The organism is Streptomyces sp. NPDC088733 (assembly GCF_044751185.1).
GTDB lineage: Bacteria > Actinomycetota > Actinomycetes > Streptomycetales > Streptomycetaceae > Actinacidiphila.
Window position 1 is genome coordinate 155,107 of record NZ_JBIVLH010000005.1, and the last position, 23,239, is coordinate 178,345.

Here is a 23,239-nt window from a genome sequence, read left to right on the forward strand (position 1 = left end):
CATGGCTTCGTGACAGTTGAGGTATCAAATACGTGTATTGGGCCATAAGTGGACACGCTGCACGCCGCTCGCTAGGGTCGAATTTAAAGACGCCATAAGTGCAGGAGTGGTCCGCACGCAGGGGAGTTGGCGTAGCAGGCCGGAATTCGCCGGCCCTCACGACGTACACCGCATCACGGCGCAGTCGTCACTCCCCGGAGATGACGTGTGTCATGCGCAGGTCAAATGCTGGAAGGAAGTCAAGCCTCATGACCAGGGACAACCTCGCACGCAAGGCCGTGATCGCGACCTTTGCGGGAATTCTCCTCGCGGGTGGAAGCGCGGGCATCGCGTCCGCTTCCGCTCCGGAGACGACTCCGTCCCATGTCGGTGTCATCGAGTGCTTCCGAGCACCGTGCCCCGACGACGACGGCTACGGCGGCGGGCACGGCCGTGACGGCTGGGGTGGAGGCCACGGTCACGACGGCTGGGGTGGCGGGCATGGTCACGACGGCTGGGGTGGCGGGCATGGCCACGACGGTTGGGGTGGCGGGCATGGCCACGACGGTTGGGGTGGCGGGCATGGCCACGACGGCTGGGGCGGCGGGCATGGCCACGACGGCTGGGGCGGTGGCCACGGGCGTGACGACTGGGGCGGCGGGCACAGCGGTGACGACTGGGGCGGCGGGCACAGCGGTGACGACTGGGGTGGCTACGGGGGCAGCGACTAGCGCAATCGGGCCGAGCGGTTCGACAGCGCCCCGCACGGCACTTGCCGCGCGGGGCGCACGCACGACGGCGAGACCTGTGCAACTCGTCACAGTGACCTCCGCACACCGGTGGGGGCCGCTCGTGTGCCCGGAAGTGACGCCGTATCGAGCCGCAACGCACCGCACCGCACTGCGACCGGGCTCGCCGGTCACCGGCAGTGGCCCGGCGGCGAACCGAGCCCGATCCGGCGGCCCGGCGTCAGCGGCACGCCGGCGTGCGGTGCGGTGGCTCGACGACAACGCAAAGGGCGTGCCGACGGGTTCGCCGCGCCTGAGCAGGGGAACCGAGTCGGGCGCGAAGTGCCCGGCTGGTCACGCGGCTGCTCAGTAGACCGATATGTGCACGTGGTCGAAGTGGTTCTGGGTGATCGAGCCGCGGTCCTCCATGAGTTTCCAGCCCTGTTGGGGGAGGCGGCTGGACCATATGTGCTGCTCGAAGATCACGTACCATATGCCGTATTCGTCCGCGTGCTCGCGGACCCAGGCGACGATGTCGTTGCCGAGGTCCTCCGGCTTGCCCGCGACCTTGTGGCCGGCGGGCATGAGCATGAAGTCGCAGGCGCGGCCCAGGGGGTGCTCGCCGCCGCCGGCGATGCCGCCGTCCTCGCGGTAGCAGCCGGGGGCGCCGCGGAGGCCGCGGGGGCCGAACTCCGCGACGACGGCGTCGCGGACGGCCGCCATGCGCGGGGTGATGTGGTCGGGGCCCCCGGGGGCCTCCTTCGGCCAGTTGGCCGCGCGGACCTGGGCGGAGAGGGTGGGCCAGACCACGGCGGCCAGTACGAGGGCGCCGATCACGAGCAGCCCGAAAACGGTGCGGCGGACGCTGCGGCCGCGTGTGGTGTCCCGCCCCCTGGTGGTGTTCATCGCCCCCCCAACGCCCGGCGCGAGCGTTAAGTGCCCGGTTGAACGCGCGGCGTCGGTGACGCGAATATCACGTACCGCCGCGGGCCGCGCCGGCCGGCGCGGGCGTACGCTCCTGGGTTGACCGGTCGACGGCGATCCGGCACACGTACCGCCAGGAGGCGCAGGACAGATGGCCACAGGTCTCACGAGCGACGAGCAGCGCGGGGAGCGGATCGTCGAGGTTTTCGGGACCGCGTTCGGCGAGCTGCTCGCGGCCGATCCGGCCGCCTTCCGCGTCAAGTTCCGCAAGATGGCGGCCTCGGCGTTCGCGTTCTACCGCGGCACGGCCTGCCTCTACTACGCGGACCTCGCCGAGGCGAAGGACGACAGCCCCTTCGTGGACGAGCGCACCTCCCGGGTGTGGATCCACGGGGACCTGCACGCCGAGAACTTCGGCACCTACCTGGACGCCAACGGCCGGCTGATCTTCAACGTCAACGACTTCGACGAGGCCTATGTGGGCCCCTTCACCTGGGACCTGCAGCGCTTCGCCGCCTCCATAGCGCTGATCGGCTACAGCAAGGCCCTGGCCGACGACGTGATCTCCGGCCTCGTACGCACCTATGCGACCGCCTACCGCGAGCGCGTCCGCGCGCTCGCCCAGGACGAGGCCGTGCCGTCGCTCACCCTGGACACCGCGGAGGGCACCCTGCTGGACGCGCTGCGCCACGCGCGCGCCCAGACGCGGGTGGGCCTGCTGGACTCGATGACCGAGATCCGCGAGTGGGACCGCCGCTTCAGCCCCGACGGCGGCGCCGTCGCCCTGGACGAAGCCACCCGCGCCAAGGTGCTGCGGGCCTTCGAGGGGTACCTGGCGACCCTGCCGGAGACCAGCCTGATCAACCCGGACAGCCACCGCGTCAAGGACGTGGTCGGCCGCCGCGGCGTCGGCATCGGCAGCGCGGGCCTGCCCTCGTACAACCTCCTTCTCGAGGGCCACACCGACGCCCTGGAGAACGACGTCGTGATCTACATGAAGCAGGGGCAGACCCCCGCGGTCTCCCGGCACATCACCGATCCCGCGGTGCGCGAGTACTTCCGCCACGAGGGCCACCGCACCGTGATCTCGCAGCGCGCGCTGCAGGCGCACGCCGACCCCTACCTGGGCTGGACCGAGCTGGACGGCGTCGGCCAGCTGGTCGCCGAGGTGTCCCCGTACGCCGTGGACCTGGACTGGTCGGACCTCGACGACCCGGCCCAGATCGAGGCGGTCGTGGCCGACCTCGGCCGGGCGACGGCCGCCATGCACGCGGCGGCGGACGACGAGAGCGGCCACTCCCTGGTGCCGTTCTCGACGGAGGACGCGATCGACGAGGCCATCGCGCGGGACGAGGACGGCTTCCTGGAGGCGCTCGTGGACTTCGCGCACTCCTACGGGGCGCGGGCCCGCGAGGACCACCAGATCTTCGTGGACCTGTTCCGCAACGGCCGGTTCCCTGGGCTCTGATCCCGGATTTCCGGGGGTTTAGGCAGTGCTTACACACCGGCATGGCACACTCGGCGCCATGGAAGGGACCGGGCCTCAGTTGAGGGCGCTGCGCGCGGGGTGTTTCGCCGCGCTGTGCGTCACGCTGTCCGCGACCGCCCACATCCTGCTGTCGAGGGAGCCCCTGCCGCTGGTGACCACGGCGGGGGCCGCCGTCGGCGTCTTCGCCGTCGCGTACGCGCTCGGCGGCCGGGAGCGCGGCTACTGGCCGATCGCCGGCCTCCTCGTCCCGCTCGAACTGGCCGTGGACACGCTGTTCACGGCTGGCCAGCAGACCTGCTACGGCCCCGCCGGCGGGCCCGTCACGGGCTCGTGGCGCTCCATCAACGAGGCGCTGGCCTGCCACGGCGGTGATGTCGGCGGCCCGCTCGCCGGTGCCGCCGGGGGACCGGGCCACTCGGCCTCGCCGTGGCTGCTGCTGGCCGTGCACGTCGCCGTGGGCCTCGCCGCCGCCTGGTGGCTGCGCAGCGGCGAGGCCGCGCTGCACGGCCTGCTGCGCACCGTCTTCCTGCCGCTGATCGTCGCCGTGGCCGCCTTCCGCGGCACCGCCCGGCCGCGGGCCGCCGCCCGCCGCCGCGTGCCCGCTGCTGCCCCTGTCGCGCCCGCGCTGCCGCTGCTGCTCCACACCGTCGTACGCCGAGGGCCCCCGGCCGTCTCCTTCGCTCGCTGAACCGAGCCGAGCACGGCCTTTCCACCCCGCACATCCCCTCACGCACGTCACGACGACACGGAGAACCCACCACCATGAGCAAGAGGAACAGCCAGACCGCCAAGACCGCCGCCCGCGAGCGGCTGCGCGCGGAGCGGGAGCGCCAGGCCAAGCGCGACAAGGTGCGCCGCCAGTTCGTCGTCGGCGGCGCCGTGGTCGGCGTTCTGGCGCTGGGCGCCGGCATAGCCGTGGCCGTGGTCAAGATGAACGCGCCGTCCTACTGGGAGAAGGCCGCGGACCAGAAGCTGGTCCAGCCCGCCAACTCCACCGGCAAGAACGGCACGTCCATCGAGATCGGCGACGCCAGTGCCAAGCACACGCTGAAGGTGTACGAGGACCTGCGCTGCCCGGTCTGCGCCCAGTTCGAGCAGACCTCCGGCGAGGAGGTCCAGAAGGACGCCAAGGACGGCAAGTACAAGATCTCGTACACGATGGGCGCCTTCCTCGACGACGCCCTCAAGCAGGGCCAGGGCTCGAAGAACGCGCTGAGCGCGCTGGGCGCCGCGCTGAACGTCAGCAAGGACGCCTTCGTGCAGTACCACGCGCTGCTGTACTCCAAGGACGTCCACCCCGAGGAGACCAAGGACGACTTCGGCAGCGACGCCAAGCTGATCGAGATCGCGCAGAAGGTCGACGCCCTCAAGGGCAACAAGACCTTCGAGGACGCCGTCCGCAACGGCACCTACGACAAGTGGGCGCTGACGATGGCCAAGCAGTTCGACACGGACGGCATCACCGGCACCCCGACCGTGAAGCTGGACGGCAAGACGATCGAGAACGTGCAGACCATGACGCCGCAGCAGTTCACGGCTGCGGTGGACGCGCAGATCGGCGCCAAGCAGTAGGCACCGCACCGCACTTGCGGAGCCCCCGGCCCCCGGCGACCTGCCGGGGGCCGGGGGGCGAAGTGTTCGCCAACACTTGCGGCGCGGGGTGCCGGAGAGCGGTTACTGACGCGTAATCTGATCGGCCGTGACCGAGACCTCTGCATCCTCACAGACCTCTCCGAGAACACCCAGCCGCCGTTCGGTGGTCAAGGCCGGCGCCGTGGTGACGGGCGCCGCGCTCATACCCCTCGCCGCCACCGCCGGCCAGGCGGAGGCGGCCTCCGCCCCCGCCTTCCTGCACGGCGTGGCCTCCGGCGACCCGCTGCCCGACGGCGTCCTGCTGTGGACCCGTGTGACGCCGGCCCCCGAGGCGGTCCCCGGCTCCGGGCTCGGCCCGGCGACGGAGGTGACCTGGACCGTCGCCACGGACAGGGCGCTGACCTCCGTCGTCGCGACCGGCACGGCCACCACGGACGCCGCCTCCGACCACACCGTCAAGGCCGATGTGCGCGGCCTGCTCCCCGCGACCGACTACTGGTACCGCTTCTCCGCGGGCGGCGCTGACTCGCCCGTCGCCAGGACCCGTACCGCCCCCGCCGACAACGCCACCGCCGCCCGCCTGCGCTTCGGCGTGGTGTCCTGCTCGAACTGGGAGGCCGGGTACTTCGCCTCCTACCGGCACCTGGCCGCGCGCGGCGACCTGGACGCCTGGCTGCACCTGGGCGACTACATCTACGAGTACGCCAGTGGCGGCTACGCCGCCCGCGGCACCGTCGTCCGCCCGCACGCCCCGGCGCACGAGATCGTCACGCTGGCCGACTACCGCACCCGCCACGGCCGCTACAAGACCGACGCCGACCTGCAGGCGCTGCACGCCGCCGCGCCGGTGGTCGCGATCTGGGACGACCACGAGTTCGCCAACGACGCCTGGTCCGGCGGCGCCGAGAACCACACCGAGGGCGCCGAGGGCACCTGGACCGCCCGGGTGGCGGCCGCCAAGCAGGCCTACTTCGAGTGGATGCCGGTGCGGCCCTCGATCGCGGGCACGACCTACCGCCGCCTGCGCTTCGGCAAGCTCGCCGACCTGTCGCTGCTGGACCTGCGCTCCTTCCGCTCGCAGCAGGCCGGTGTCGGCAGCGGCTCGGTCGACGACCCCGCCCGCTCGATCACCGGGCGCGCGCAGCTGGACTGGCTGAAGGCGGGCCTCAAGGCCTCGGACACCACCTGGCGGCTCATCGGCAACTCGGTGATGATCTCGCCGGTCGCCTTCGGCGCGCTGCCCGACTACCTGCTCGCGCCGCTGGCCAAGCTCCTCGGCCTGCCCGGCGAGGGCCTGGCGATCAACCCCGACCAGTGGGACGGCTACACCGACGACCGCCGCGAGCTCCTGGCGCACCTGCGGGACAACGGCATCCGCAACACCGTCTTCCTGACCGGCGACATCCACATGGCGTGGGCCAACGACGTCCCGGTCAAGGCCGCCACCTACCCGCTGTCGGCGACGGCGGCGACCGAGTTCGTGGTCACCTCCGTCACCTCGGACAACCTGGACGACATCCTCAAGGTCGCCCCGGGGACCGTCTCCCCGATCGCCGAGGCCGCCGTCAAGGTCGCCAACCGGCACGTGAAGTGGGTGGACATGGACTCGCACGGCTACGGCGTGCTGGACATCACCAGCGAGCGGGCCCAGATGGACTACTACGTCCTGTCCGACCGGACCAGCGCCAACGCGACCTCCACGTGGGAGCGTTCATACCGCACGCTGTCCGGTACCCAGAAGGTGGAGCGGGCCGACTCGCCGGTGCGCTGAGCGCCCCCTGAGCGCCCCCTGAGTGCCGGTCGCCGGCCGGCGCGTCCGGATTCCGCATCCGGACGGGCCGCCCGGCCCGGCACCGGCCCGGCACCGGCCCGGGTACGGCCAGCGGTGCGGCCCCGGGTCCGCCGTTCCGGCGACATCGTCTACGCCTCCCCGGCCCCGCGGTCCGTGCCGTACGCGGTCACCCGCCCGGCACGGACCGTCCCGGCCGTGGTTGTCGGACCCCCGGCGTAGGATTCCCCTCGCCGCCAGATGACCACCGATGCCGGAGGTGTCGCTTCCCGTGACCACGCCCTTCACCCATCTGCATGTTCACACCCAGTACTCGCTGCTGGACGGAGCGGCGCGGCTGAAGGACATGTTCAAGGCCTGCGGTGAGATGGGCATGACGCACATCGCCATGACCGACCACGGCAACCTGCACGGGGCGTACGACTTCTTCCACCAGGCCAAGGGCGCCGGGATCACGCCGATCATCGGCATCGAGGCGTACGTGGCGCCGGAGTCCCGGCGCAACAAGCGGAAGATCCTCTGGGGCCAGCCGCACCAGAAGCGGGACGACGTCTCGGCGTCCGGTTCGTACCTGCACAAGACGATCTGGGCGGCGAACAGGACGGGGCTGCACAACCTCTTCCGGCTCTCCTCCGACGCCTACGCCGAGGGCTGGCTGACGAAGTACCCCCGGATGGACAAGGAGACCATCGCCCAGTGGTCCGAGGGCCTGATGGCCTCCACGGGGTGCCCCTCCGGCGAGGTGCAGACCCGGCTGCGGCTCGGCCACTTCGACGAGGCGCTGAAGGCGGCGGCCGAGTACCAGGACATCTTCGGCAAGGAGCGCTACTTCCTGGAGCTGATGGACCACGGCATCGAGATCGAGCGCCGGGTCCGCGACGGGCTGCTGGAGATCGGCAAGAAGCTCGGCATCCCGCCGGTCGTGACCAACGACTCGCACTACACGTACGCCAGCGAGGCCGACGCCCACGACGCCCTGCTGTGCATCCAGACCGGCAAGAACGTCTCCGACCCGGACCGCTTCCGCTTCGACGGCACGGGCTACTACCTGAAGACGACGGACGAGATGCTCGCCATCGACTCCTCCGACGCCTGGCAGGAGGGCTGCCGCAACACCACGCTGCTGGTCGCGGAGCAGGTCGACACCGAGGGCTGGTTCCAGGAGAAGAACCTGATGCCCCGCTTCGACGTGCCCGAGGGGTACACCGAGGTCACCTGGTTCCGCGAGGAGACGCTGCGGGGCATGCACCGCCGGTACCCCGGCGGCATCCCGGACGACAGGATGAAGCAGGCCGAGTACGAGATGGACACCATCATCCAGATGGGGTTCCCCGGCTACTTCCTCGTCGTCGCCGACTTCATCATGTGGGCCAAGAACAACGGCATCGCCGTCGGCCCCGGCCGCGGTTCCGCGGCCGGCTCGATCGTGGCGTACGCCATGGGCATCACCGACCTCGACCCCATCGAGCACGGCCTGATCTTCGAGCGCTTCCTCAACCCCGAGCGCGTCTCCATGCCCGATGTCGACATCGACTTCGACGAGCGCCGGCGCGCCGAGGTGATCCGCTACGTCACCGAGAAGTACGGCGCCGACAAGGTCGCCATGATCGGCACCTACGGCACCATCAAGGCCAAGAACGCCATCAAGGACTCGGCCCGCGTCCTGGGGTACCCGTACGCGGTCGGCGACCGGCTCACCAAGGCGATGCCCGCCGACGTCCTCGGCAAGGGCATCCCGCTCAACGGCATCACCGATCCCACGCACCCGCGCTACAGCGAGGCCGGCGAGATCCGCGGGATGTACGAGAACGAGCCCGACGCCAGGAAGGTCATCGACCTCGCCCGCGGTGTCGAGGGCCTGGTCCGGCAGATGGGCGTGCACGCCGCCGGCGTGATCATGTCCAGCGAGACGATCACCGACCACGTCCCGGTCTGGGTGCGGCACTCCGACGGCGTCACCATCACGCAGTGGGACTACCCGAGCTGCGAGTCGCTCGGCCTGCTGAAGATGGACTTCCTCGGCCTGCGCAACCTCACGATCATGGACGACGCCGTCAAGCTCGTGAAGACCAACAAGGGCGTCGACATCGAGCTGCTCGCGCTGCCGCTGGACGACCCCAAGACCTTCGAACTGCTCGGCCGCGGCGACACCCTGGGCGTGTTCCAGTTCGACGGCGGCCCCATGCGCTCCCTGCTGCGCATGATGAAGCCCGACAACTTCGAGGACATCTCCGCCGTCTCGGCCCTCTACCGGCCGGGCCCGATGGGCATGAACTCGCACATCAACTACGCCCTGCGCAAGAACAAGCAGCAGGAGATCACTCCGATCCACCCGGAGCTGGAGGAGCCTCTCAAGGAGGTCCTCGACATCACCTACGGCCTGATCGTGTACCAGGAGCAGGTGCAGAAGGCCGCCCAGGTGCTCGCCGGGTACTCGCTGGGCCAGGCCGACCTGCTGCGCCGCGCGATGGGCAAGAAGAAGCAGGAGGTCCTGGACAAGGAGTTCATCCCCTTCCAGAAGGGCGCGCGCGAGCGCGGCTACTCCGACCAGGCCATCCAGGCGGTGTGGGACGTGCTGGTCCCCTTCGCCGGCTACGCGTTCAACAAGGCGCACTCCTCCGCGTACGGCCTGGTCTCCTACTGGACCGCGTACCTCAAGGCCAACTACCCGGCCGAGTACATGGCCGCGCTGCTCACCTCGGTGCGCGACGACAAGGACAAGTCGGCGATCTACCTCAACGAGTGCCGCCGCATGGGCATCAAGGTGCTTCCGCCGAACGTCAACGAGTCGGACGCCAACTTCACCGCGCAGGGCGACGACGTGATCCTGTTCGGCCTGACCGCCGTCCGCAACGTCGGCCAGAACGTGGTGGACTCGATCATCCGCTGCCGCAAGGCGAAGGGGAAGTACACCGCCTTCCCCGACTTCCTCGACAAGGTCGAGGCCGTCGTCTGCAACAAGCGCACCGTGGAATCGCTCATCAAGGCGGGCGCCTTCGACGAGATGGGCCACACCCGCAAGGGCCTGACCGAGCACTACGAACCGATGATCGACAACGTGGTCGCGGTCAAGCGCAAGGAGGCCGAGGGGCAGTTCGACCTCTTCGGCGGCATGGGCGACGACGCCGCGGCCGACGAGCCGGGCTTCGGGCTCGACGTCACCTTCTCCGACATCGAGTGGGACAAGACGTATCTGCTCGCGCAGGAGCGGGAGATGCTCGGTCTCTACGTCTCCGACCACCCGCTCTTCGGGATCGAGCACGTCCTCAACGACAAGGCGGACGCGTCCATCGCCGCGCTCGCCGGCGATTACACGGACGGCTCGATCGTCACCATCGGCGGCATCATCTCCGGCCTCCAGCGGAAGATGACCAAGCAGGGCAACGCCTGGGCCATCGCCACCGTCGAGGACCTCGGCGGCTCCATCGACTGCATGTTCTTCCCCGCCACCTACCAGTTGGTCTCGACCCAGCTGATCGACGACGCCGTGGTCTTCGTCAAGGGCCGCCTGGACAAGCGCGAGGACATCCCGCGGCTGGTCGCGATGGAACTGATGGTCCCCGACCTCAGCGACGCCGGCGCCAACGCGCCCGTGACGATCTCCATCCCGACGGTCAAGGTGACCCCGCCGCTGGTCGCGCGGCTCGGCGAGGTGCTGGCCAGCCACAAGGGCAGCACCGAGGTGCGGGTGCGCCTGGAGGGTGTCCGTTCGACCACCGTGCTGCGGCTGGACCGGCACCGGGTCACCGCCGACCCGGCGCTCTACGGTGACCTCAAGGCCCTCCTGGGCCCCGCCTGCCTCGGCGCGGCACAGCAGGCGAGCTGATCGCCGGCTTTCGCCCGATCACCCTCCGTGCACAGGGAGAAGACGATCAAGGGTGGCACCCCCGAGCGGGATGCCACCCTTGATCACTGACGCCCGGCGCTAGTTGTGGCCGAACTTCTTCTGCCGCTTCTGCGACACATGCGGCTCGGCGCCGGGGGCCGTCATCGTCATGTGCTCGCGTCCGGAGCCCTTCGCGTGCTCTTCGGTGGTCGCGGAGGTGCCGCGCTCGGACCGCTGCCCGGTGCGCTCGCCCCGGTTCTTGTTCTTGCCCACGATGTTCCTCCTTGGGGGAAATCACGGAATGGGCCGCACTCAGGCTTGCACGGGAGTACGAAGGTCGCATTTCGGGCAGTTGCCCTGTGTGGCGCGCCGGTGATCGCCCAACAGGTCACAACGAGCCGGTGTTCGGGCAGACTCGGGGAAACGTCGGGGGGACGGACGACAGGACTCCGGAAAAGAGGGTGAGACCGATGGACCGCTGCGTCGTCCTGGTGGACGCCGGTTACCTGCTCGGCGCCGCCGCGAGCCTGCTCGCCGGAGAGCCCTCGCGCTCCCGGATCCTGGTCGATCACGCGGAAGTCGTCGCGGGCTTGCGCGAACGCGCCGAGAAGGAGACCGGGCAGCCGCTGCTGAGGATCTACTGGTTCGACGGCGCCCCCGACCGCGTACCGCAGCCCGAACACCGGCGGTTGCGGGTCATGCCGCGCGTCACCGTGCGGCTCGGCGCGCTCACCCGCACCGACGGACGCTGGGCCCAGAAGGGCGTGGACGCCGCCATGCACGCCGAACTGTCCGAGCTCGCCCGCAACCGGGCCTGCTCCGACGTCGTGCTCGTCACCGGCGACGGCGACCTGCTGCCCGGCATGATGTCGGCCAAGGAGCACGGCGTCGCCGTCCACCTGTGGGCCGTCCAGGCCGCCGACGGGGACTTCAACCAGTCCGAGGACCTGGTCGCCGAGGCCGACGAACGCCGTGTGCTGGACCGCGAGTGGATCACCCGCGCGATCCGGGTCCGGGAGCCCGCCGGGGTCTGCGCGCCGCCCACCCCGCGCCCCGAGATCGCCGCCATCCTCTCCGCCCCGCTCCCCGAACCCGCACCGGCCGCCAAGCAGCAGCCCGTGGCACCCGAGGAGCCGCCCGCGGCCGAGCCCGCCGTGGCCGTCGCCGCGCAGAACGGCTCGGGACTGCTCGCCGATCCCCCCGCGACCGTCGGCAAGGGCCTCGTGCCCACCCCCAAGGACCTCGCCGGGCTCGTCCACCGCGGCCACTCCGCCCCGCACCCCTCGTCCGCGGCGGGCGCCACCCTGCGCTGGTCCTCGGACCGCGGCATGGTCGGCGGCAGCGACGCGGCGGACGCCGGGCTGCCCACCCTCGCCCAGCTCACCAGCGCCGAGCAGCGCTGGGCCGACCGCGAGGAGGACATCACCGCCGTCAGCGGCGACCCCTACGAGGTCGGACAGGTCTTCGCCCGGCGCTGGATCGCCCGGCTCACCGAGGGCCTGCACCTCCAGCTGCTCTCCGCCGAGTACCCCCGCGTCCCGCACCGCATCGACGGCGAGCTGCTGCGCTACGCCGCCCGCTTCGGACTGCTCGCCCACAAGGACGACCAGATCGACGAGCACGACCGTTACGCCATCCGGGCGGGCTTCTGGCGCGAGGTCGACGCCCGCGCGGTCGTCCCCCGGCCCCCCGCCGCGGAGTGAGGGCGCCCGGGACCGACCCTGGGGCGCATACCGCCCGGGATGGAGCGTAGTCTCGACCCTCGGTACTACGTAGACCAGTAAAGCTGCTGGTCAGAGAGATTTAGAGTGATCCAGTACGGCAGATCTCTCACAATTTCTCACCGCCAGTCTCAGAATCGGGGCTGTGGAAGGCGTCCCAAGCGGTCGCCGCGGGGCGCAGATCCTCGACGTCCGGGTGGACGTACTTGGCCTTGGTGAAGGCCGCGTTCATGTGGCCCGCCCAGGCCGCGAGTACGACGTCTGGAACGCCGTTCGTGGCCAGGTAGGTCAGGCAGGAGTGCCGAGCGTCGTACAGGCGGACCCTGCGCATCTCCAGCTGCTCCATGAGCCGGTAGGCGTGCTCCCGGAGCTCGCCGTCCTCGTGCCGGTACTGACGACCGTGATCGGGTGGATCACGAAGTTCACGGACATCCTGACGAAGGCTGTGAACTGGGTCGTTGACAAGTTCAAGGAAATGTTCGACATCCTGCTCGGCCACAGCATCATCCCCGACCTGGTCAACGGGATCGTGCACTGGTTCACGTCGCTCTGGGACAAGACGAAGAAGATCTTCACCGACCTCATGAACGGGGTCGTGAGCATCTGGAATTCGCTGTGGAAGTCGGTCCGTGACCGCTGGAACTCGTTCTGGTCGGGGCTGAGTGGCGCTGTGACGGGGGCGTGGAAGTGGGTCCGCGACTCCGTCTCCAGCCTGCGGACGTCCGTCACCAACGCATGGAATGGGCTCTGGTCGGGCGTCAGCGACAAGGTGACGTCGATCTTCTCGACGATCCGCGGCAAGGTCGGTGACTTCAAGAACTCGCTGACGTCGACCTTCAGCGCCCCGGCGTTGACCGTGCAGGGCTTCGTGAAGGCCGTGTGGCGGGACCGCAGCATGGCGGAGGCGTGGCCGCTCATGGAGTACCCGCTGCGCCTGTTCTGGGCCGACCTGTGGCTGCGCAGCTGCCTCGCCGACATGAAGGCCGCCAGCTTCGACCCTGACGAGGTCATCGCGGACCTTGCCGCCGCCGGCCCGGAGCACGTCATGTGGCCGGAGTTCGCCGAGTCGCTGATGGTCACGTTCCTCGGCTGGTCGCAGGACGTGCACGAGGGGGTGCCGACGCTGCGGCAGGAAGTCGTCGGCCTCGACCTGGTCGTAGTCGGCATGGTGCCGCAGCCCGCGGAGGGTACGGCCGTGCCGGAGGACTCGCCGCTCCTGCCGTTCCTGATGCGGTACAGCGCCGAGGCGGGGTGGCTGGTGGCGAACGCGGGCGGCACCGTCCTGCCGGAGCTCGGCCACGCCTGAACCGTCAGGCGCCCTGCTGCTCATCTGGTCTGCGGCTAAGTTGCCCGTCAGTAGATGGGTGATCCGCTGGCATCACAAGGCACGTGGTCCCACGTGACCTTATAGAAGCCCGCGGCCCGCTGCATCATCAGATAGAAGTCGTATCCGTTGTCGATGTCTACGAAGTCGTGGACGCGCACCTCCTGGGTGTCGAGGACTGTGTAAGTCACCCGGTAGATCGTCGTCGGCACCGGGTACTGGGGCGTCTCTTCTGCCTCAACCTCGCTTGCGGCGACGCGCGGCCGTGCGTTTGCGGCCAGCGTCCCGACGACACCCACTGCGGCCAGTCCAATGCCCATTACCCATCTGCTAGGCACGGGTTCCCCCTCGTGGTGGTATGCGCCCTGCGGCTCGCCCGTGGACCTGGTGCGGTGATCTGCGCACCAGCCTCATCGGGGATGGCGCGGGCGAGCCGGCGTGCCCGTCCGGGGCCCTGCATCGGCCGGCCGAGGGGCTCAAGGTCGAGAGCATCGCACAAGCGGCCGAGGGCGGCGCGTACCTCGCCCTCGGCGTCGCCCTGGACGCTGAACGTCAAGCTCATATCCGGCAGTCTGGCGGCCCGTGCAGCCAGTTCGCAGCCGGATCCCGCAACCGTGCGCCCGCCCTACGCCCTGCTCGCATCGGCCGGATCCCTGAACCGTGGAAGGTCTCCGACCCGAGGGGGCACCGATGGGCAAGAGCCACTGGCGTGAGGGGTACAGGCGGAAGAACGGCACGTGGGTGCCCGGACACCGCGTGCGCGGCAAGAACCCCAAGCAGGGGTGCAGTTGGTGGCTTCTCGGAATGTTGGCACTCGTGGCCCTGGTCGTCGGGATACTCGTGGGCTGACCCATCGGGGTCTCTGCAGGAGGTTGCCATGGCGCACGTGGAAGAACGGGATGGGTACGTCGTCGATCCGCCAGTGATCAAGACGCTCGTGCTCATCAGCGAGTTGGATCAGGCCCTTGAGCTGCTTCAATCCGCGACTCAGCTCGGCTTCGGGATCCGACTCACCAACTCCATGAACGAGTTAAGGGGTGAGCTCAAGGAGACGTGGACCCTTGAGATCCTTGACGACATCCCGCTGGACGTGGACGACGACGAAGAAGAGGAGTCCGAGGAACCAGCTAAGTAAGCGATCAAGGGACGCCACCAGAGTCTGCCCCTACGATCGATCGGTATGAATACCCGCAAGGGGGTCGCGACCGTCATCACCGAAGCCGGTGAAGCCCAGGTCGCCCTGGACCTCCGCAGCAGCAAGCCCGACGGCAACCACACGAACTGGTCGGGAACCCTGACCATCGACGACGCCGAGGTCTGGAAGGCCATCGCCAACACCAGCCAGGTCAGGATCCGCACCACAGACGGCCGCGAGACGGAGTTCATCGTGCCTGACGGGGCCGGTTTCCCGCCCGCGCCCGGGCAGCCTGTCGTTCTGCACATCGAGAGCTCGGACGGCGCGGAGCTCTGACAGCACAATGTCCCGCCTCCTTCACGGAGGCGGGGCCTGGGGACGGGGGCTAGTGGTTCGGCTGGTTGGCATAGATGGCTCGCACGCGCGCGCTCAGAGCGTCGAAAGCCTCGGCGACGGCTTTGTTCATCTCGAAGTGGGGGACGGGGCTACCCCCGAGCACCTCGAAAGTAGCCCCGCCGATGGCCTGGATCGCTTCTTGGACCTTGAGCCGAATCTCGTCATTGAGGATGAAGCCAACATTGCCGTGAAGCGCTCCCTCGGCCGCGTCCATGGCGTCGCGAGCGGCGGTCAAACCGGCTTGGTCTTGGTGGCCGTCCGCCTGGTTTGAAGCTCGAACCTTGCGGGCTTCCAACGTGAAGTCCCATAACCTCTGCCGAAGCACGTGCAGCTTCTCGTTCGTCTCGATGAGGTGCTGCAGCTCGAATTCTTCGCGACGCTTCTTGAGGGCATCGGCATCTTCCACAGCCTTGTCCATTCGCTGCCGCCGGTACGTGAGCCAGCCGCTGAACTGCGTCGACAGGCCGCCCAAGAAGAACGCTGCGATGCCCCACCAGAACTTCCACCCCTCCATGCCCCAGGAGTCTACGGAGACGCCTCCACTCGCGGCATCATGGACCTGTCTGGACATAGCAATGAGCCCGCCCCCAGCTCGAATGGGGACGGGCTCATCGAGCTGATCGTCGTCGCGGCCGGCGTCGGGGCATCTGCGGGACGCCGCCGGAGCGCAGTTGGTAGATCGCGGCGCGGGTCGCCTTGTCGGTGATGACCCTGCTGCCGGGCTTGGGCTTGATCTTCAGGTCGCGGAGGGCCGCCCGGATCGACCGCACGCTGCAGTGCATGACGTGCGCAGTCTCCGGGAGGGTCATGTAGTCCGCGTTGATGTCGGCGGGGGGAACCGGCATCTCGTACTTGATGTACTTTTCGCTGGGCATTGTCAGGACTCCTTGCGCTTCAGCTTGGGCTCGGGCGGGCGCATCTCCGGACGGGGCCTGAACGCGACATCGTCCTGGGCGCGCTGCCACTCCTCGACCCACTCAGGGCGGGCGATGATGCGCTTGCCGTGCTTCCGGTACAGCGGACCCTTTCCGGCCATGCGCCACTTCTTGTACGCGCTGGCGCTGATGCCGAGACGGGTGGCGATCCCTGCGGTCACGGTCCCGTCATCTGCCTCGAAGTCCTCCACGAAGACGTACCCGGGCGGGGGCTTCTGGTGCGTCACGTCAGGTCCTTCGCTTCGGCTTCTGCATGGCCGGCTCGTCGAAGCTCTCCACGAGCTCCTTGATGTGGGGGAGCCGGAGCGTCACCCGGCCGCCCATGCGGCTACGCGTGAACTTCCGCTGGTACGCCCACTCGCGGATCATTCGCGCGGTGGTCGGGAGCCGGAACTCTCCCTCGGGGTCGACCAGCTCTTCCGGTGTGTAGTGCCTGAAGTCGGCGTAGGCGAGGATCGCTTCAAGGACAGCGGTCAGGCGCTCGATGAGGCCGCGGTCGAGGGTCGGAGGGCTTGACACTCACGTTCTCCTCAGCCTTTGCTGGCGTCTTGGGCTTGCGGCCGGGCTTGGCCGTCGGGTTGCGGTGCTCTTCGGTGATCCACGCGAGGTCGGAGTCGCTGAAGATGAGCTGTCCGCACATCCGGCGGTGGGGGAACTGTGGGCCCTTGCTGCCGTCGATGGGCCGGTTGCATCCGTCGCGGAGCCAGCGGTGGCCGGATTCATCCTTCGGATCCGTGCCGTCGTTCAGGCCGAGGCGGATCGCGGCCTTCTTGATGTTGTAGAAGCCCTCAAGGGCGGCGGGGGGCGAATCGCGGTCGGATTTCTGCTGTACCTGGGCCACACCACGAGGGTCGGGGGTCTCTCGGATCTTGGGCAAGATGTGTCACCGCATGTCGCTGCCGACACCCATGTACGAGGTCGCGCTCGCCGGATTTGAGCAGGCTCGCGCCCGCCTGGTCGAACAAATACGGGTGAACCCGAACGTGCGCGAAGTGCTGATCCCGGCGATGGAGGCCGCCTACTGGGCCAACGCCCTCGACCTGAAACTGCGCGACGATGATCTTTCCTATCGCGGGCTGAACGGGCCAGGACCCGAACTCATGCTGGGCTTGCGGTATGTGCGAAACCGGGCCGCCCACCAACTGCCCATGGTCGTGCGCACCGCAGGCGGCTTCTCCTTCCCGGTCACATTCCCCGCGGCCTTTGGCCCGATCACCGTGCACTGGCGGCCGTTGGCTGAACTCCCACCTGCAGATGCGAACCACCAAAGCCCACGAGGGGAAGCCGCCTACGTGGCGCGCTTTGAGAACCGGATCGTGCCTGAGACTTTGGAAGAGGTTGCGCAGTGGTTTGCGGGCGAACGTAGTCGTCGTGGGTCATTCCTCAATCGCTGAGTGGGGCCCGGCCCGCTCCTAGGCCGGCTCAGGTCGTAGGCGGCTGCTGCCAGCCATGCGGCGGGGTCTGCTGGTGCCCGGGCGGCGGCCCGTACTGACCCTGCGGCGGGTACGCAGTCGGCGGCAGCTGCTGTGGCGGGTACGGGGTCTGCGGCGCGCCGCCGTAGGTGGTGACGGTCTGGCGGCGGCCGATGAGCGCGGCGATCGGCCAACCTGTGACGGCCCAGACGCCGCAGGTGCAGATGCTGAGCGCGAGGTGCAGGCCGTGGTTCGCGCCGCGCTTGACGACCTGGTGCTGGTATCCCGGGTGCATGGATCCCCCATGTGGTGATGCGGGTGGGTTGCCCCAGCGTGGCGAGCACTGGCACGACCTGTGGGCGTTGTGGCCCATTTGTGACATGACGAAGCCCCCACCGCGGCGGAGGTTGCGGTGGGGGCTCGTTGCCGTCTGCTCCCTGTGAAGCTTCGCCGTCGGAGGCAGCCAGCAGTCAGCGGGGCCCGGTGTGGGGCGGGGCCGGGGCGCGGCTCACGCAGGCTGCTGCGTCGGCGCAGATGACTCCCATGCCGCCGGGGCCGGAACCGGTCTCCACCATGAACGGCACCGTGTCGGTGTTGGTCCTCCCGCAGCGCGCACAAGGGCGCGGCATGCCGCCCTCGGCCGCAGTCACTGCTGGCCCCCGCGGGCTTCCGTCCACGCGCTCCACAGGCTGGCGCCGAGGCCACAACGGACCTCGCCATGGCAGGCGGAGCAGTCAACCAGATGGTCCATGTGCAGGCGGTGGGCGCGCTGTGCAGCGCCTTCAAGCCGAGTGAGTTGGGCAGCTACGCGCGAGCTGTCGTGGGCGGTACCGTGGCCCATGTCGACCCCTTTCCGGTCGGCCTGCCCTCGGGGCCGTGACAGCGGCTGCCGGGGGCTTTCTCATGTTCTCCCACCGTACAGCGGTATGTAGTCCTCTGTAGAGGAGTGCGGAGGGATCTGGAGATGTGTGCAGGTCAGGGCACATCTACGGTCGAATGGTGAGCACTGACGATCCCGCGGACCTGATCGACCACGAGAGCGGCCGGCCGATCTACATGCAGCTGGCCGACATCGTTGCCGGGCAGATCGAGGCGGGCGCGCTCGTACCGGACCGGCCGATCCCCGCGGAGACCCGGCTAGCCGAGGAGTACGGCGTGGCCCGGCTGACGGCGCGGCGCGCGGTGCGGGAGCTCCGCGAACGCGGCCTCGTGTACACCGTCCAGGGCAAGGGCACGTTCGTGCAGCAGCCCGAGGCCAACGCATAGGCCCTGCGATAGTGAGTGACGCGTAAGGACGTCGCTGTCCTTAAGATCCGACGGCGTCAGAGTGCGACGCGCGTCCGCTTTTCCTCGCGACCGAACCAGAAGGGCCCTCGCTCCTATAGGGAGCGAGAGCCCTCGGTGGGCCACGGTCAGTGTCAGTTGCGGTAGCCCCGCCAGGTGTAGCGGTCGAACTCGACGGCGCCGTAACCGCTGACGTAGACGGCATCACCGTTGGCGGAGCTGCGGAGGCTCATTCCGTTCCAGCTCGCGAGGCTGTCGCCGTCGCCGCTCCACCACTGATCGGGAGCGTTTCCACAGGCACTCGTCCAGACAGCATTGTTGTCGGTCTTGTGGTCCGTGGTGAGGCACTTGCCGTTCTCCGCGCTTATCAGCTGGCGCCACGTCGAGCCCCCGGAAGTGATCGTGTCACCCCACCACCATTGGTAGCGGGCGATCGTCTGACCACAAGGTTCCGACCACACGTTGGAGGTCGTGGAGGACGAGGAGAGGCAGCTATTTTCATAGCCGTCTATGTACCTCCAATACGTCACGGATGCCGACGCGGGGGACACGGCGCCCGCGACGGAGAGCATGAGGGTGGCGAGCGCCATGGGGAGGGTGAGCCTCAGGGTCCTCAGAGATTTCATGATCGCGAGGATTGAGGAATGAAGCGTTAACCATGTGAATCAAACATGAACACGCCGTGTCGCGGTGACCACGTTCTCGACATGCACGCGTCAGAAAAGCGACAGACGCCCGCCATCTCGGGGGAGAACGGGCGCCTTCGCCGTGTCAGGGCTGCTCTGGCAGGTCGGCGAGGAACGCCGCCCACTCGCTGCGGTCGAACGCCAGGACGGGGCCATGAGGGTCCTTGGAGTCACGCACCCAGACCGGGCCCGTTGCGGGCCGGGCGACCTCGATGCAATCATCCGGCTCGCTGAACGACGACTTCTTGAACGGCGCCTCGGGGATCATCCCCATGCTGTGGATACCTCCGTCATGAACGTGCGGGAGTCGTCCGGCGACAGTGCCGCCTCCGCCATGGTCTCGAACGCTGAGTGCAGGCGGGCGACATCGGCGGCACGGACCGTGTACCAGCCGCCGATCACGCTCTCCAGGTAGCCCAGCCGGGACAGACCCGCGCCACGCAGGCCGTACAGCGCGAACTGGCCCGAGCGTCCCGGGGTCAGCCGGCCTTCGAGAACGATGCGGATGTCGATCCGCGGGTTCGACTCGGCCAGGTTCGCCAGGTACCGCAACTGCGCGCCGTGCGCCCGGTCGTTGGCCAGGGGCTGGCGCAGGGCCTGCTCGCCGACGAAGAACATCGCCTGCCCCACGTGGTCGAGGCTGGCCCAGCGGCGGAGGAACGAGTCGACCCGCGCTGCGCGGGCGTGGGCGCGACGCATCACCTCGCCGTCCTCCAGCGTCGGCACCCGGGTGCGGATCGCTGCGGCGGCGTAGCGGGTCAGCTGCAGCGGGCCGGGGATGATGCTGGCGTTCCATGCGCGGATGGACACGGCGCACGCCTCGACGGCCGTCAGCCGTTCGGCGGTGATGGGCCCGGTCTCTTCGGTTGCGGCCCTGCCTTGGTGGCGCTGGTCGTCCGCGTGCAGCCCTCTGATGGCGTCGGCGGGGTCGGGCTGGGCTGGGTGCTGGTGGTCGCTCAACGGGTGCTCCTGATAGCGGGTTGGCGGGCAGGGAGGGAGGCGACGCGGGGGAGGCGGAACCCCTGAAAACGGGGGTTCGGGGCGTCCCGAAGCGCTGCCTCCCTTGCCTCCCTAATCGCATGTCTGTGCAGGTCAGGCGCAGGGAGGCGGGGTAGGGAGGCGGCTGGGGAGAACTCCCTCCCAAACGGCCGCCTCCCCGCGATCAGCTGGCGTCGAACTCGGCCTCGTCGTCGCCGTCGTCGTCACGGTCCGCGATGGCATCGACGATGCGCTGCCGGGACACGTGCTGCCGGCCGCCCATCTTGTACTCCCCGTGGCCGGACTCGTCGAGGACCCGGCGCAGGTTGCCGAACGACCAGTCGCCGTAAGCCTCCGGGTTGAGGTCGGACAGGCCCCGGACCACGTCCTGCGTGCGCATCCGCGGGGCGTTCTCCAGCACGGTCAGGATGTCGACCAGCGGATCGGCCGGCGTGAACGACGGCTCGGCTGGGGCGGGGCCGCCGTCGTGCACGCCCATCGCCCGCTCGACGACCGGCGTGACCTCGTCGATGCCCTTCTCCGGATCCCGGGCCACGTAGTGGCAGCGGATCACCTCGAACGGCTTCGCGTTGAACCCGACCGTCACCTCGGTACCGACGTCCTCACCAGGGATCAGGGTCGTCGCCGTGATGCCCGCCTTGTGCTTGCCCGTGCCGAGCAGGCCATCGTTGGCGATGTAGTCGCCGACCGCGAACGCCACGTTGTGGCTGGTGTTGCGGGTCAGCTCCTTCGGGATGGAGCCGGCGTTCGGCGACGGGGTCACGAACACCAAGGTGATGCCGCACTTCCTGGCCTTCTTGATGACCTTCTCGGCCAGCTCGGCGGCCTCCTTGCCGTACAGCTTGTGCAGGAACAGCTCCTGGCACTCGTCAAAGACGACGATCTTGGGCCGCATCCGCGGGTCGGCCCGTGGAGCGAGCGAACGGATGACGATTCCGGCAGTTGACGTCTCACCGATTTCTCACGGCCACCCCACCCGGGGGTGGCCGTTGCGCGTTTGACCTGGACTTTTCTTGTGTGGCATGGACGTGAGCGGTCCACATGGACGAGGGGTAAGCTCGACCCTCGTGAGTACCGGCACGGGACAGGACACCGCCGCACGCACGGCGGTGGTCGTGACCGTGCGCGGGCTCGTCAAGACGTATCCGGCCGGGCGCGGGCGCCGCGCGGCCGCGAAACCGGCCGTGCGGGCCAACGACGGCATCGACCTCGACATCCGCGGCGGCGAGATCTTCGGCCTGCTCGGCCCCAACGGCGCCGGGAAGACCACCCTGGTGCGGCAGTTGACCGGCCTGCTGCGCCCGGACGCCGGGAGCGTCGACCTCCTCGGCCACGACCTGGTGCGCCACCCCGAACGGGCCTCCCGGCTCATCGGCTACCTCGGGCAGGAGTCCAGCGCGCTGGACGAGCTCACCGTCGCCCTGGCCGCCGAGACCACCGGCCGGCTGCGCGGGCTGGACGCCCACTCCGCACGCGCCGAACGGGACGCGGTCCTGGAGGAGCTGGGGCTGACCGAACTCGCCGGCCGCCCGCTGCGCAAGCTCTCCGGCGGGCAGCGCCGGCTGGCCTGCCTGGCCACCGCGCTGGTGGGGGAGCGGCCGCTGCTGGTCCTCGACGAGCCGACGACCTCCATGGACCCCGTTGCTCGGCGCGCGGTGTGGGCGGCGATCGACCGGCGGCGCGCCGAGCGCGGCGTCACCGTCCTGCTCGTCACCCACAACGTGCTGGAGGCGGAGACCGTCCTGGACCGCGTCGCAGTCGTCGACGAGGGCCGGGTCATCGCCTGCGACACCCCGGCCGGCCTCAAGGCGCTCGTCGCCGACGAGGTGCGGCTCGACCTGGTCTGGCGTGACGAGCCCCCGCTGTCCGTGCCCGGCATCGCGGGGCTGCGCGACAGCGCGCGGATCACTGGGCGCCGCTGGACGCTGCGGCTGCCCCAGGAGCGGGCCCGCGCCGTGGTCGCCGAGGTGACCGGCGGCCCGGCCTTCGCCGCGCTCGACGACTTCACGCTGGCGACACCGAGCCTGGAGGATGTCTACCTGGCCCTCGGCGGACGCCGGAAGGGACTGGTCAAGGCGTGAACGGCGGCAGCAGCGGCGACGGAGCCATGAGGGGAACGGCCGTGTACGAGATCCCGGACGGACGCGCGGGGGAACGGGGCGGCGCGGCGTGACCATCGTCTCCGCGGGAGCGGACACCACCGCGGCGGCGCGTACGGCGGCCCCCGCGGCCCCCCTGCCCGGCGCGCCCGCGCCGCTCGCCCCCCGTGCCCGGCTGGTGCCGGCGATGATCGCGGTCTACCGGGCCCAGCTGTCGCGCGCCCGGGTCGCGCGCATCCCGCTGCTGTTCGTCGCGACGTTCCAGTCCGTCGGGATCATGGTGCTCATGCGCGGCGTCGTGCACGGCGGCGCGGCCGCCCGCGCGGTGGTCGCCGGCTCCAGCGTCCTCGTCGTCGCCTTCGTCGCACTCAATCTGCTCGCCCAGTACTTCGGGCAGCTGCGCGCCTCCGGGGGCCTCGACCACTACGCGACGCTGCCCGTGCCGCCCGCGGCGGTGGTGCTCGGCGCGGCGGGCGCGTACGCGTCCTTCACGGTGCCCGGGACGCTGGTGACCGCCGCCATCGGCTGCGGCCTCTTCCAGCTCCCGTTCACCCATCTGTGGGTACTGGCCGCCGTCATTCCGCTGGCCGGCGCCGCGCTGTCGGGACTCGGGGCCGCCCTCGGGCTGCTGGCCCCGCGCCAGGAGCTGGCCACGCTCGCCGGGCAGCTCGGCATGTCCGCCGCGCTGCTGCTGGGCGTCCTCCCGGCGGGCAACCTGCCCGCGCCGATCGGGTACGTGCGCGACCTGCTGCCGTCCACGTACGGGGTCGAGGCGTTCATCCGCAGCTTCGACGCCCACCCGCACTGGCCGGCCGTGCTCGGCGACCTGTCGGTGTGCGCCGCCGTCGGCCTGGTCTCGCTGGCCGTGGCCACCTGGGCGTACCGCAGGGCCGCCTGCCGCTGAGGGGCCGAGGGGCTGA

General features: G+C 69.6%; 29 protein-coding genes. 15 read left to right on the top strand and 14 right to left on the bottom strand.

All coding sequences use genetic code 11. The features are described from left to right. The first annotated feature begins 248 nt into the window (after nucleotides 1-248). Nucleotides 249-710: a hypothetical protein gene (locus tag ACIP64_RS11475; RefSeq protein WP_401584170.1), complete on the top strand. Its 462-nt coding sequence runs from the start codon at nucleotides 249-251 to the stop codon at nucleotides 708-710. Nucleotides 711-1,073: 363 nt separating this feature from the next. Here ACIP64_RS11475 and ACIP64_RS11480 read toward each other — a convergent pair whose 3' ends face one another. Continuing rightward, entirely contained in the window at nucleotides 1,074-1,613 is a 540-nt protein-coding gene (locus tag ACIP64_RS11480) for a hypothetical protein (RefSeq protein WP_401584172.1), read from the bottom strand. Between the two features lie 169 nt (nucleotides 1,614-1,782). Between ACIP64_RS11480 and ACIP64_RS11485 the strand changes: the two genes are divergently transcribed. The 5 genes from ACIP64_RS11485 (at nucleotide 1,783) to dnaE (ending at nucleotide 10,328) form a co-directional block, all read left to right on the top strand. Then, nucleotides 1,783-3,099, top strand: coding sequence for a DUF2252 domain-containing protein (locus ACIP64_RS11485; protein WP_401584174.1), 1,317 nt, complete (start codon nucleotides 1,783-1,785; stop codon nucleotides 3,097-3,099). Between the two features lie 58 nt (nucleotides 3,100-3,157). Further along, complete coding sequence (locus tag ACIP64_RS11490) at nucleotides 3,158-3,808, top strand: hypothetical protein (protein ID WP_401584176.1); 651 nt, start codon at nucleotides 3,158-3,160, stop codon at nucleotides 3,806-3,808. A 74-nt stretch (nucleotides 3,809-3,882) separates the two neighbouring features. Beyond that, nucleotides 3,883-4,692, top strand: a complete 810-nt coding sequence (locus ACIP64_RS11495; protein WP_401584178.1) for a thioredoxin domain-containing protein — start codon at nucleotides 3,883-3,885, stop codon at nucleotides 4,690-4,692. 127 nt (nucleotides 4,693-4,819) lie between these two features. Then, the gene (locus tag ACIP64_RS11500) at nucleotides 4,820-6,484 is read left to right on the top strand and encodes an alkaline phosphatase D family protein (protein WP_401584181.1); all 1,665 of its coding nucleotides are present in this window, start codon (nucleotides 4,820-4,822) and stop codon (nucleotides 6,482-6,484) included. Between the two features lie 268 nt (nucleotides 6,485-6,752). Then, nucleotides 6,753-10,328, top strand: a complete 3,576-nt coding sequence (gene dnaE / locus ACIP64_RS11505) for a DNA polymerase III subunit alpha (protein ID WP_401584184.1) — start codon at nucleotides 6,753-6,755, stop codon at nucleotides 10,326-10,328. A 99-nt stretch (nucleotides 10,329-10,427) separates the two neighbouring features. Here the strand turns inward: dnaE and ACIP64_RS11510 are convergent, their stop codons facing one another. Next, nucleotides 10,428-10,601, bottom strand: coding sequence for a hypothetical protein (locus ACIP64_RS11510; RefSeq protein WP_401584186.1), 174 nt, complete (start codon nucleotides 10,599-10,601; stop codon nucleotides 10,428-10,430). A 197-nt stretch (nucleotides 10,602-10,798) separates the two neighbouring features. On the opposite strand from ACIP64_RS11510, the gene ACIP64_RS11515 reads away from it, so the two are divergent. Further along, a complete protein-coding gene (locus tag ACIP64_RS11515; RefSeq protein ID WP_401584189.1) occupies nucleotides 10,799-12,031 on the top strand; it encodes an NYN domain-containing protein in 1,233 nt (410 codons plus the stop codon). 127 nt (nucleotides 12,032-12,158) lie between these two features. On the opposite strand, the gene ACIP64_RS11520 is transcribed toward ACIP64_RS11515, so the two are convergent. Further along, nucleotides 12,159-12,380, bottom strand: coding sequence for a hypothetical protein (locus ACIP64_RS11520; protein ID WP_401584192.1), 222 nt, complete (start codon nucleotides 12,378-12,380; stop codon nucleotides 12,159-12,161). A gap of 27 nt (nucleotides 12,381-12,407) precedes the next feature. Here ACIP64_RS11520 and ACIP64_RS11525 point away from each other — a divergent pair, with 27 nt between their 5' ends. Beyond that, a complete protein-coding gene (locus ACIP64_RS11525; protein ID WP_401584194.1) occupies nucleotides 12,408-13,355 on the top strand; it encodes a hypothetical protein in 948 nt (315 codons plus the stop codon). A gap of 47 nt (nucleotides 13,356-13,402) precedes the next feature. Here ACIP64_RS11525 and ACIP64_RS11530 read toward each other — a convergent pair whose 3' ends face one another. Then, nucleotides 13,403-13,693: a hypothetical protein gene (locus tag ACIP64_RS11530; RefSeq protein ID WP_401584196.1), complete on the bottom strand. Its 291-nt coding sequence runs from the start codon at nucleotides 13,691-13,693 to the stop codon at nucleotides 13,403-13,405. A gap of 557 nt (nucleotides 13,694-14,250) precedes the next feature. Here ACIP64_RS11530 and ACIP64_RS11535 point away from each other — a divergent pair. Together ACIP64_RS11535 and ACIP64_RS11540 are read left to right on the top strand one after the other, a co-directional pair. Continuing rightward, a complete protein-coding gene (locus ACIP64_RS11535) occupies nucleotides 14,251-14,508 on the top strand; it encodes a hypothetical protein (protein ID WP_401584199.1) in 258 nt (85 codons plus the stop codon). Nucleotides 14,509-14,553: 45 nt separating this feature from the next. After that, on the top strand, nucleotides 14,554-14,844 hold the full coding sequence (locus ACIP64_RS11540; RefSeq protein ID WP_401584201.1) for a hypothetical protein: 291 nt from the start codon (nucleotides 14,554-14,556) through the stop codon (nucleotides 14,842-14,844). A gap of 49 nt (nucleotides 14,845-14,893) precedes the next feature. On the opposite strand, the gene ACIP64_RS11545 is transcribed toward ACIP64_RS11540, so the two are convergent. The 5 genes from ACIP64_RS11545 to ACIP64_RS11565 form a co-directional block, all read right to left on the bottom strand. Next, nucleotides 14,894-15,418: a hypothetical protein gene (locus tag ACIP64_RS11545; RefSeq protein WP_401584203.1), complete on the bottom strand. Its 525-nt coding sequence runs from the start codon at nucleotides 15,416-15,418 to the stop codon at nucleotides 14,894-14,896. A 94-nt stretch (nucleotides 15,419-15,512) separates the two neighbouring features. Continuing rightward, complete coding sequence (locus ACIP64_RS11550) at nucleotides 15,513-15,779, bottom strand: DNA-binding protein (RefSeq protein WP_401584205.1); 267 nt, start codon at nucleotides 15,777-15,779, stop codon at nucleotides 15,513-15,515. 2 nt (nucleotides 15,780-15,781) lie between these two features. Continuing rightward, nucleotides 15,782-16,066, bottom strand: a complete 285-nt coding sequence (locus ACIP64_RS11555; RefSeq protein WP_401584207.1) for a hypothetical protein — start codon at nucleotides 16,064-16,066, stop codon at nucleotides 15,782-15,784. A 1-nt stretch (nucleotide 16,067) separates the two neighbouring features. Then, the gene (locus ACIP64_RS11560; RefSeq protein ID WP_401584210.1) at nucleotides 16,068-16,358 is read right to left on the bottom strand and encodes a hypothetical protein; all 291 of its coding nucleotides are present in this window, start codon (nucleotides 16,356-16,358) and stop codon (nucleotides 16,068-16,070) included. After that, entirely contained in the window at nucleotides 16,300-16,680 is a 381-nt protein-coding gene (locus ACIP64_RS11565; protein ID WP_401584213.1) for a hypothetical protein, read from the bottom strand. The genes ACIP64_RS11560 and ACIP64_RS11565 overlap by 59 nt, the downstream gene beginning before the upstream one ends. Nucleotides 16,681-16,729: 49 nt before the next feature. On the opposite strand from ACIP64_RS11565, the gene ACIP64_RS11570 reads away from it, so the two are divergent. Then, nucleotides 16,730-17,233 (top strand): hypothetical protein, encoded by a 504-nt coding sequence (locus tag ACIP64_RS11570; RefSeq protein ID WP_401584216.1) that lies wholly within the window; start codon nucleotides 16,730-16,732, stop codon nucleotides 17,231-17,233. A gap of 28 nt (nucleotides 17,234-17,261) precedes the next feature. On the opposite strand, the gene ACIP64_RS11575 is transcribed toward ACIP64_RS11570, so the two are convergent. Beyond that, nucleotides 17,262-17,546 carry a hypothetical protein gene (locus tag ACIP64_RS11575; RefSeq protein WP_401584219.1) on the bottom strand — a complete coding sequence of 95 codons (285 nt, stop codon included), beginning with the start codon at nucleotides 17,544-17,546 and terminating at the stop codon, nucleotides 17,262-17,264. A 423-nt stretch (nucleotides 17,547-17,969) separates the two neighbouring features. Between ACIP64_RS11575 and ACIP64_RS11580 the strand changes: the two genes are divergently transcribed. Together ACIP64_RS11580 and ACIP64_RS11585 are read left to right on the top strand one after the other, a co-directional pair. After that, nucleotides 17,970-18,131: a hypothetical protein gene (locus ACIP64_RS11580; protein ID WP_401584221.1), complete on the top strand. Its 162-nt coding sequence runs from the start codon at nucleotides 17,970-17,972 to the stop codon at nucleotides 18,129-18,131. Nucleotides 18,132-18,247: 116 nt separating this feature from the next. Next, the gene (locus ACIP64_RS11585) at nucleotides 18,248-18,517 is read left to right on the top strand and encodes a GntR family transcriptional regulator (RefSeq protein WP_401584224.1); all 270 of its coding nucleotides are present in this window, start codon (nucleotides 18,248-18,250) and stop codon (nucleotides 18,515-18,517) included. 152 nt (nucleotides 18,518-18,669) lie between these two features. On the opposite strand, the gene ACIP64_RS11590 is transcribed toward ACIP64_RS11585, so the two are convergent. From ACIP64_RS11590 to ACIP64_RS11605, 4 genes are all read right to left on the bottom strand, one after another. Continuing rightward, a complete protein-coding gene (locus ACIP64_RS11590; protein WP_401584226.1) occupies nucleotides 18,670-19,161 on the bottom strand; it encodes a hypothetical protein in 492 nt (163 codons plus the stop codon). A 145-nt stretch (nucleotides 19,162-19,306) separates the two neighbouring features. Beyond that, the gene (locus ACIP64_RS11595) at nucleotides 19,307-19,495 is read right to left on the bottom strand and encodes a DUF397 domain-containing protein (RefSeq protein ID WP_401584229.1); all 189 of its coding nucleotides are present in this window, start codon (nucleotides 19,493-19,495) and stop codon (nucleotides 19,307-19,309) included. Further along, on the bottom strand, nucleotides 19,486-20,181 hold the full coding sequence (locus ACIP64_RS11600) for a DUF5753 domain-containing protein (RefSeq protein WP_401584232.1): 696 nt from the start codon (nucleotides 20,179-20,181) through the stop codon (nucleotides 19,486-19,488). The genes ACIP64_RS11595 and ACIP64_RS11600 overlap by 10 nt, the downstream gene beginning before the upstream one ends. 202 nt (nucleotides 20,182-20,383) lie before the next feature. Beyond that, nucleotides 20,384-21,115 (bottom strand): hypothetical protein, encoded by a 732-nt coding sequence (locus tag ACIP64_RS11605; RefSeq protein WP_401584234.1) that lies wholly within the window; start codon nucleotides 21,113-21,115, stop codon nucleotides 20,384-20,386. A gap of 172 nt (nucleotides 21,116-21,287) precedes the next feature. On the opposite strand from ACIP64_RS11605, the gene ACIP64_RS11610 reads away from it, so the two are divergent. Then, nucleotides 21,288-22,301 (top strand): ABC transporter ATP-binding protein, encoded by a 1,014-nt coding sequence (locus ACIP64_RS11610; RefSeq protein ID WP_401584237.1) that lies wholly within the window; start codon nucleotides 21,288-21,290, stop codon nucleotides 22,299-22,301. A gap of 88 nt (nucleotides 22,302-22,389) precedes the next feature. Beyond that, nucleotides 22,390-23,223: an ABC transporter permease gene (locus ACIP64_RS11615; protein WP_401584239.1), complete on the top strand. Its 834-nt coding sequence runs from the start codon at nucleotides 22,390-22,392 to the stop codon at nucleotides 23,221-23,223. Nucleotides 23,224-23,239 lie beyond the last annotated feature (16 nt).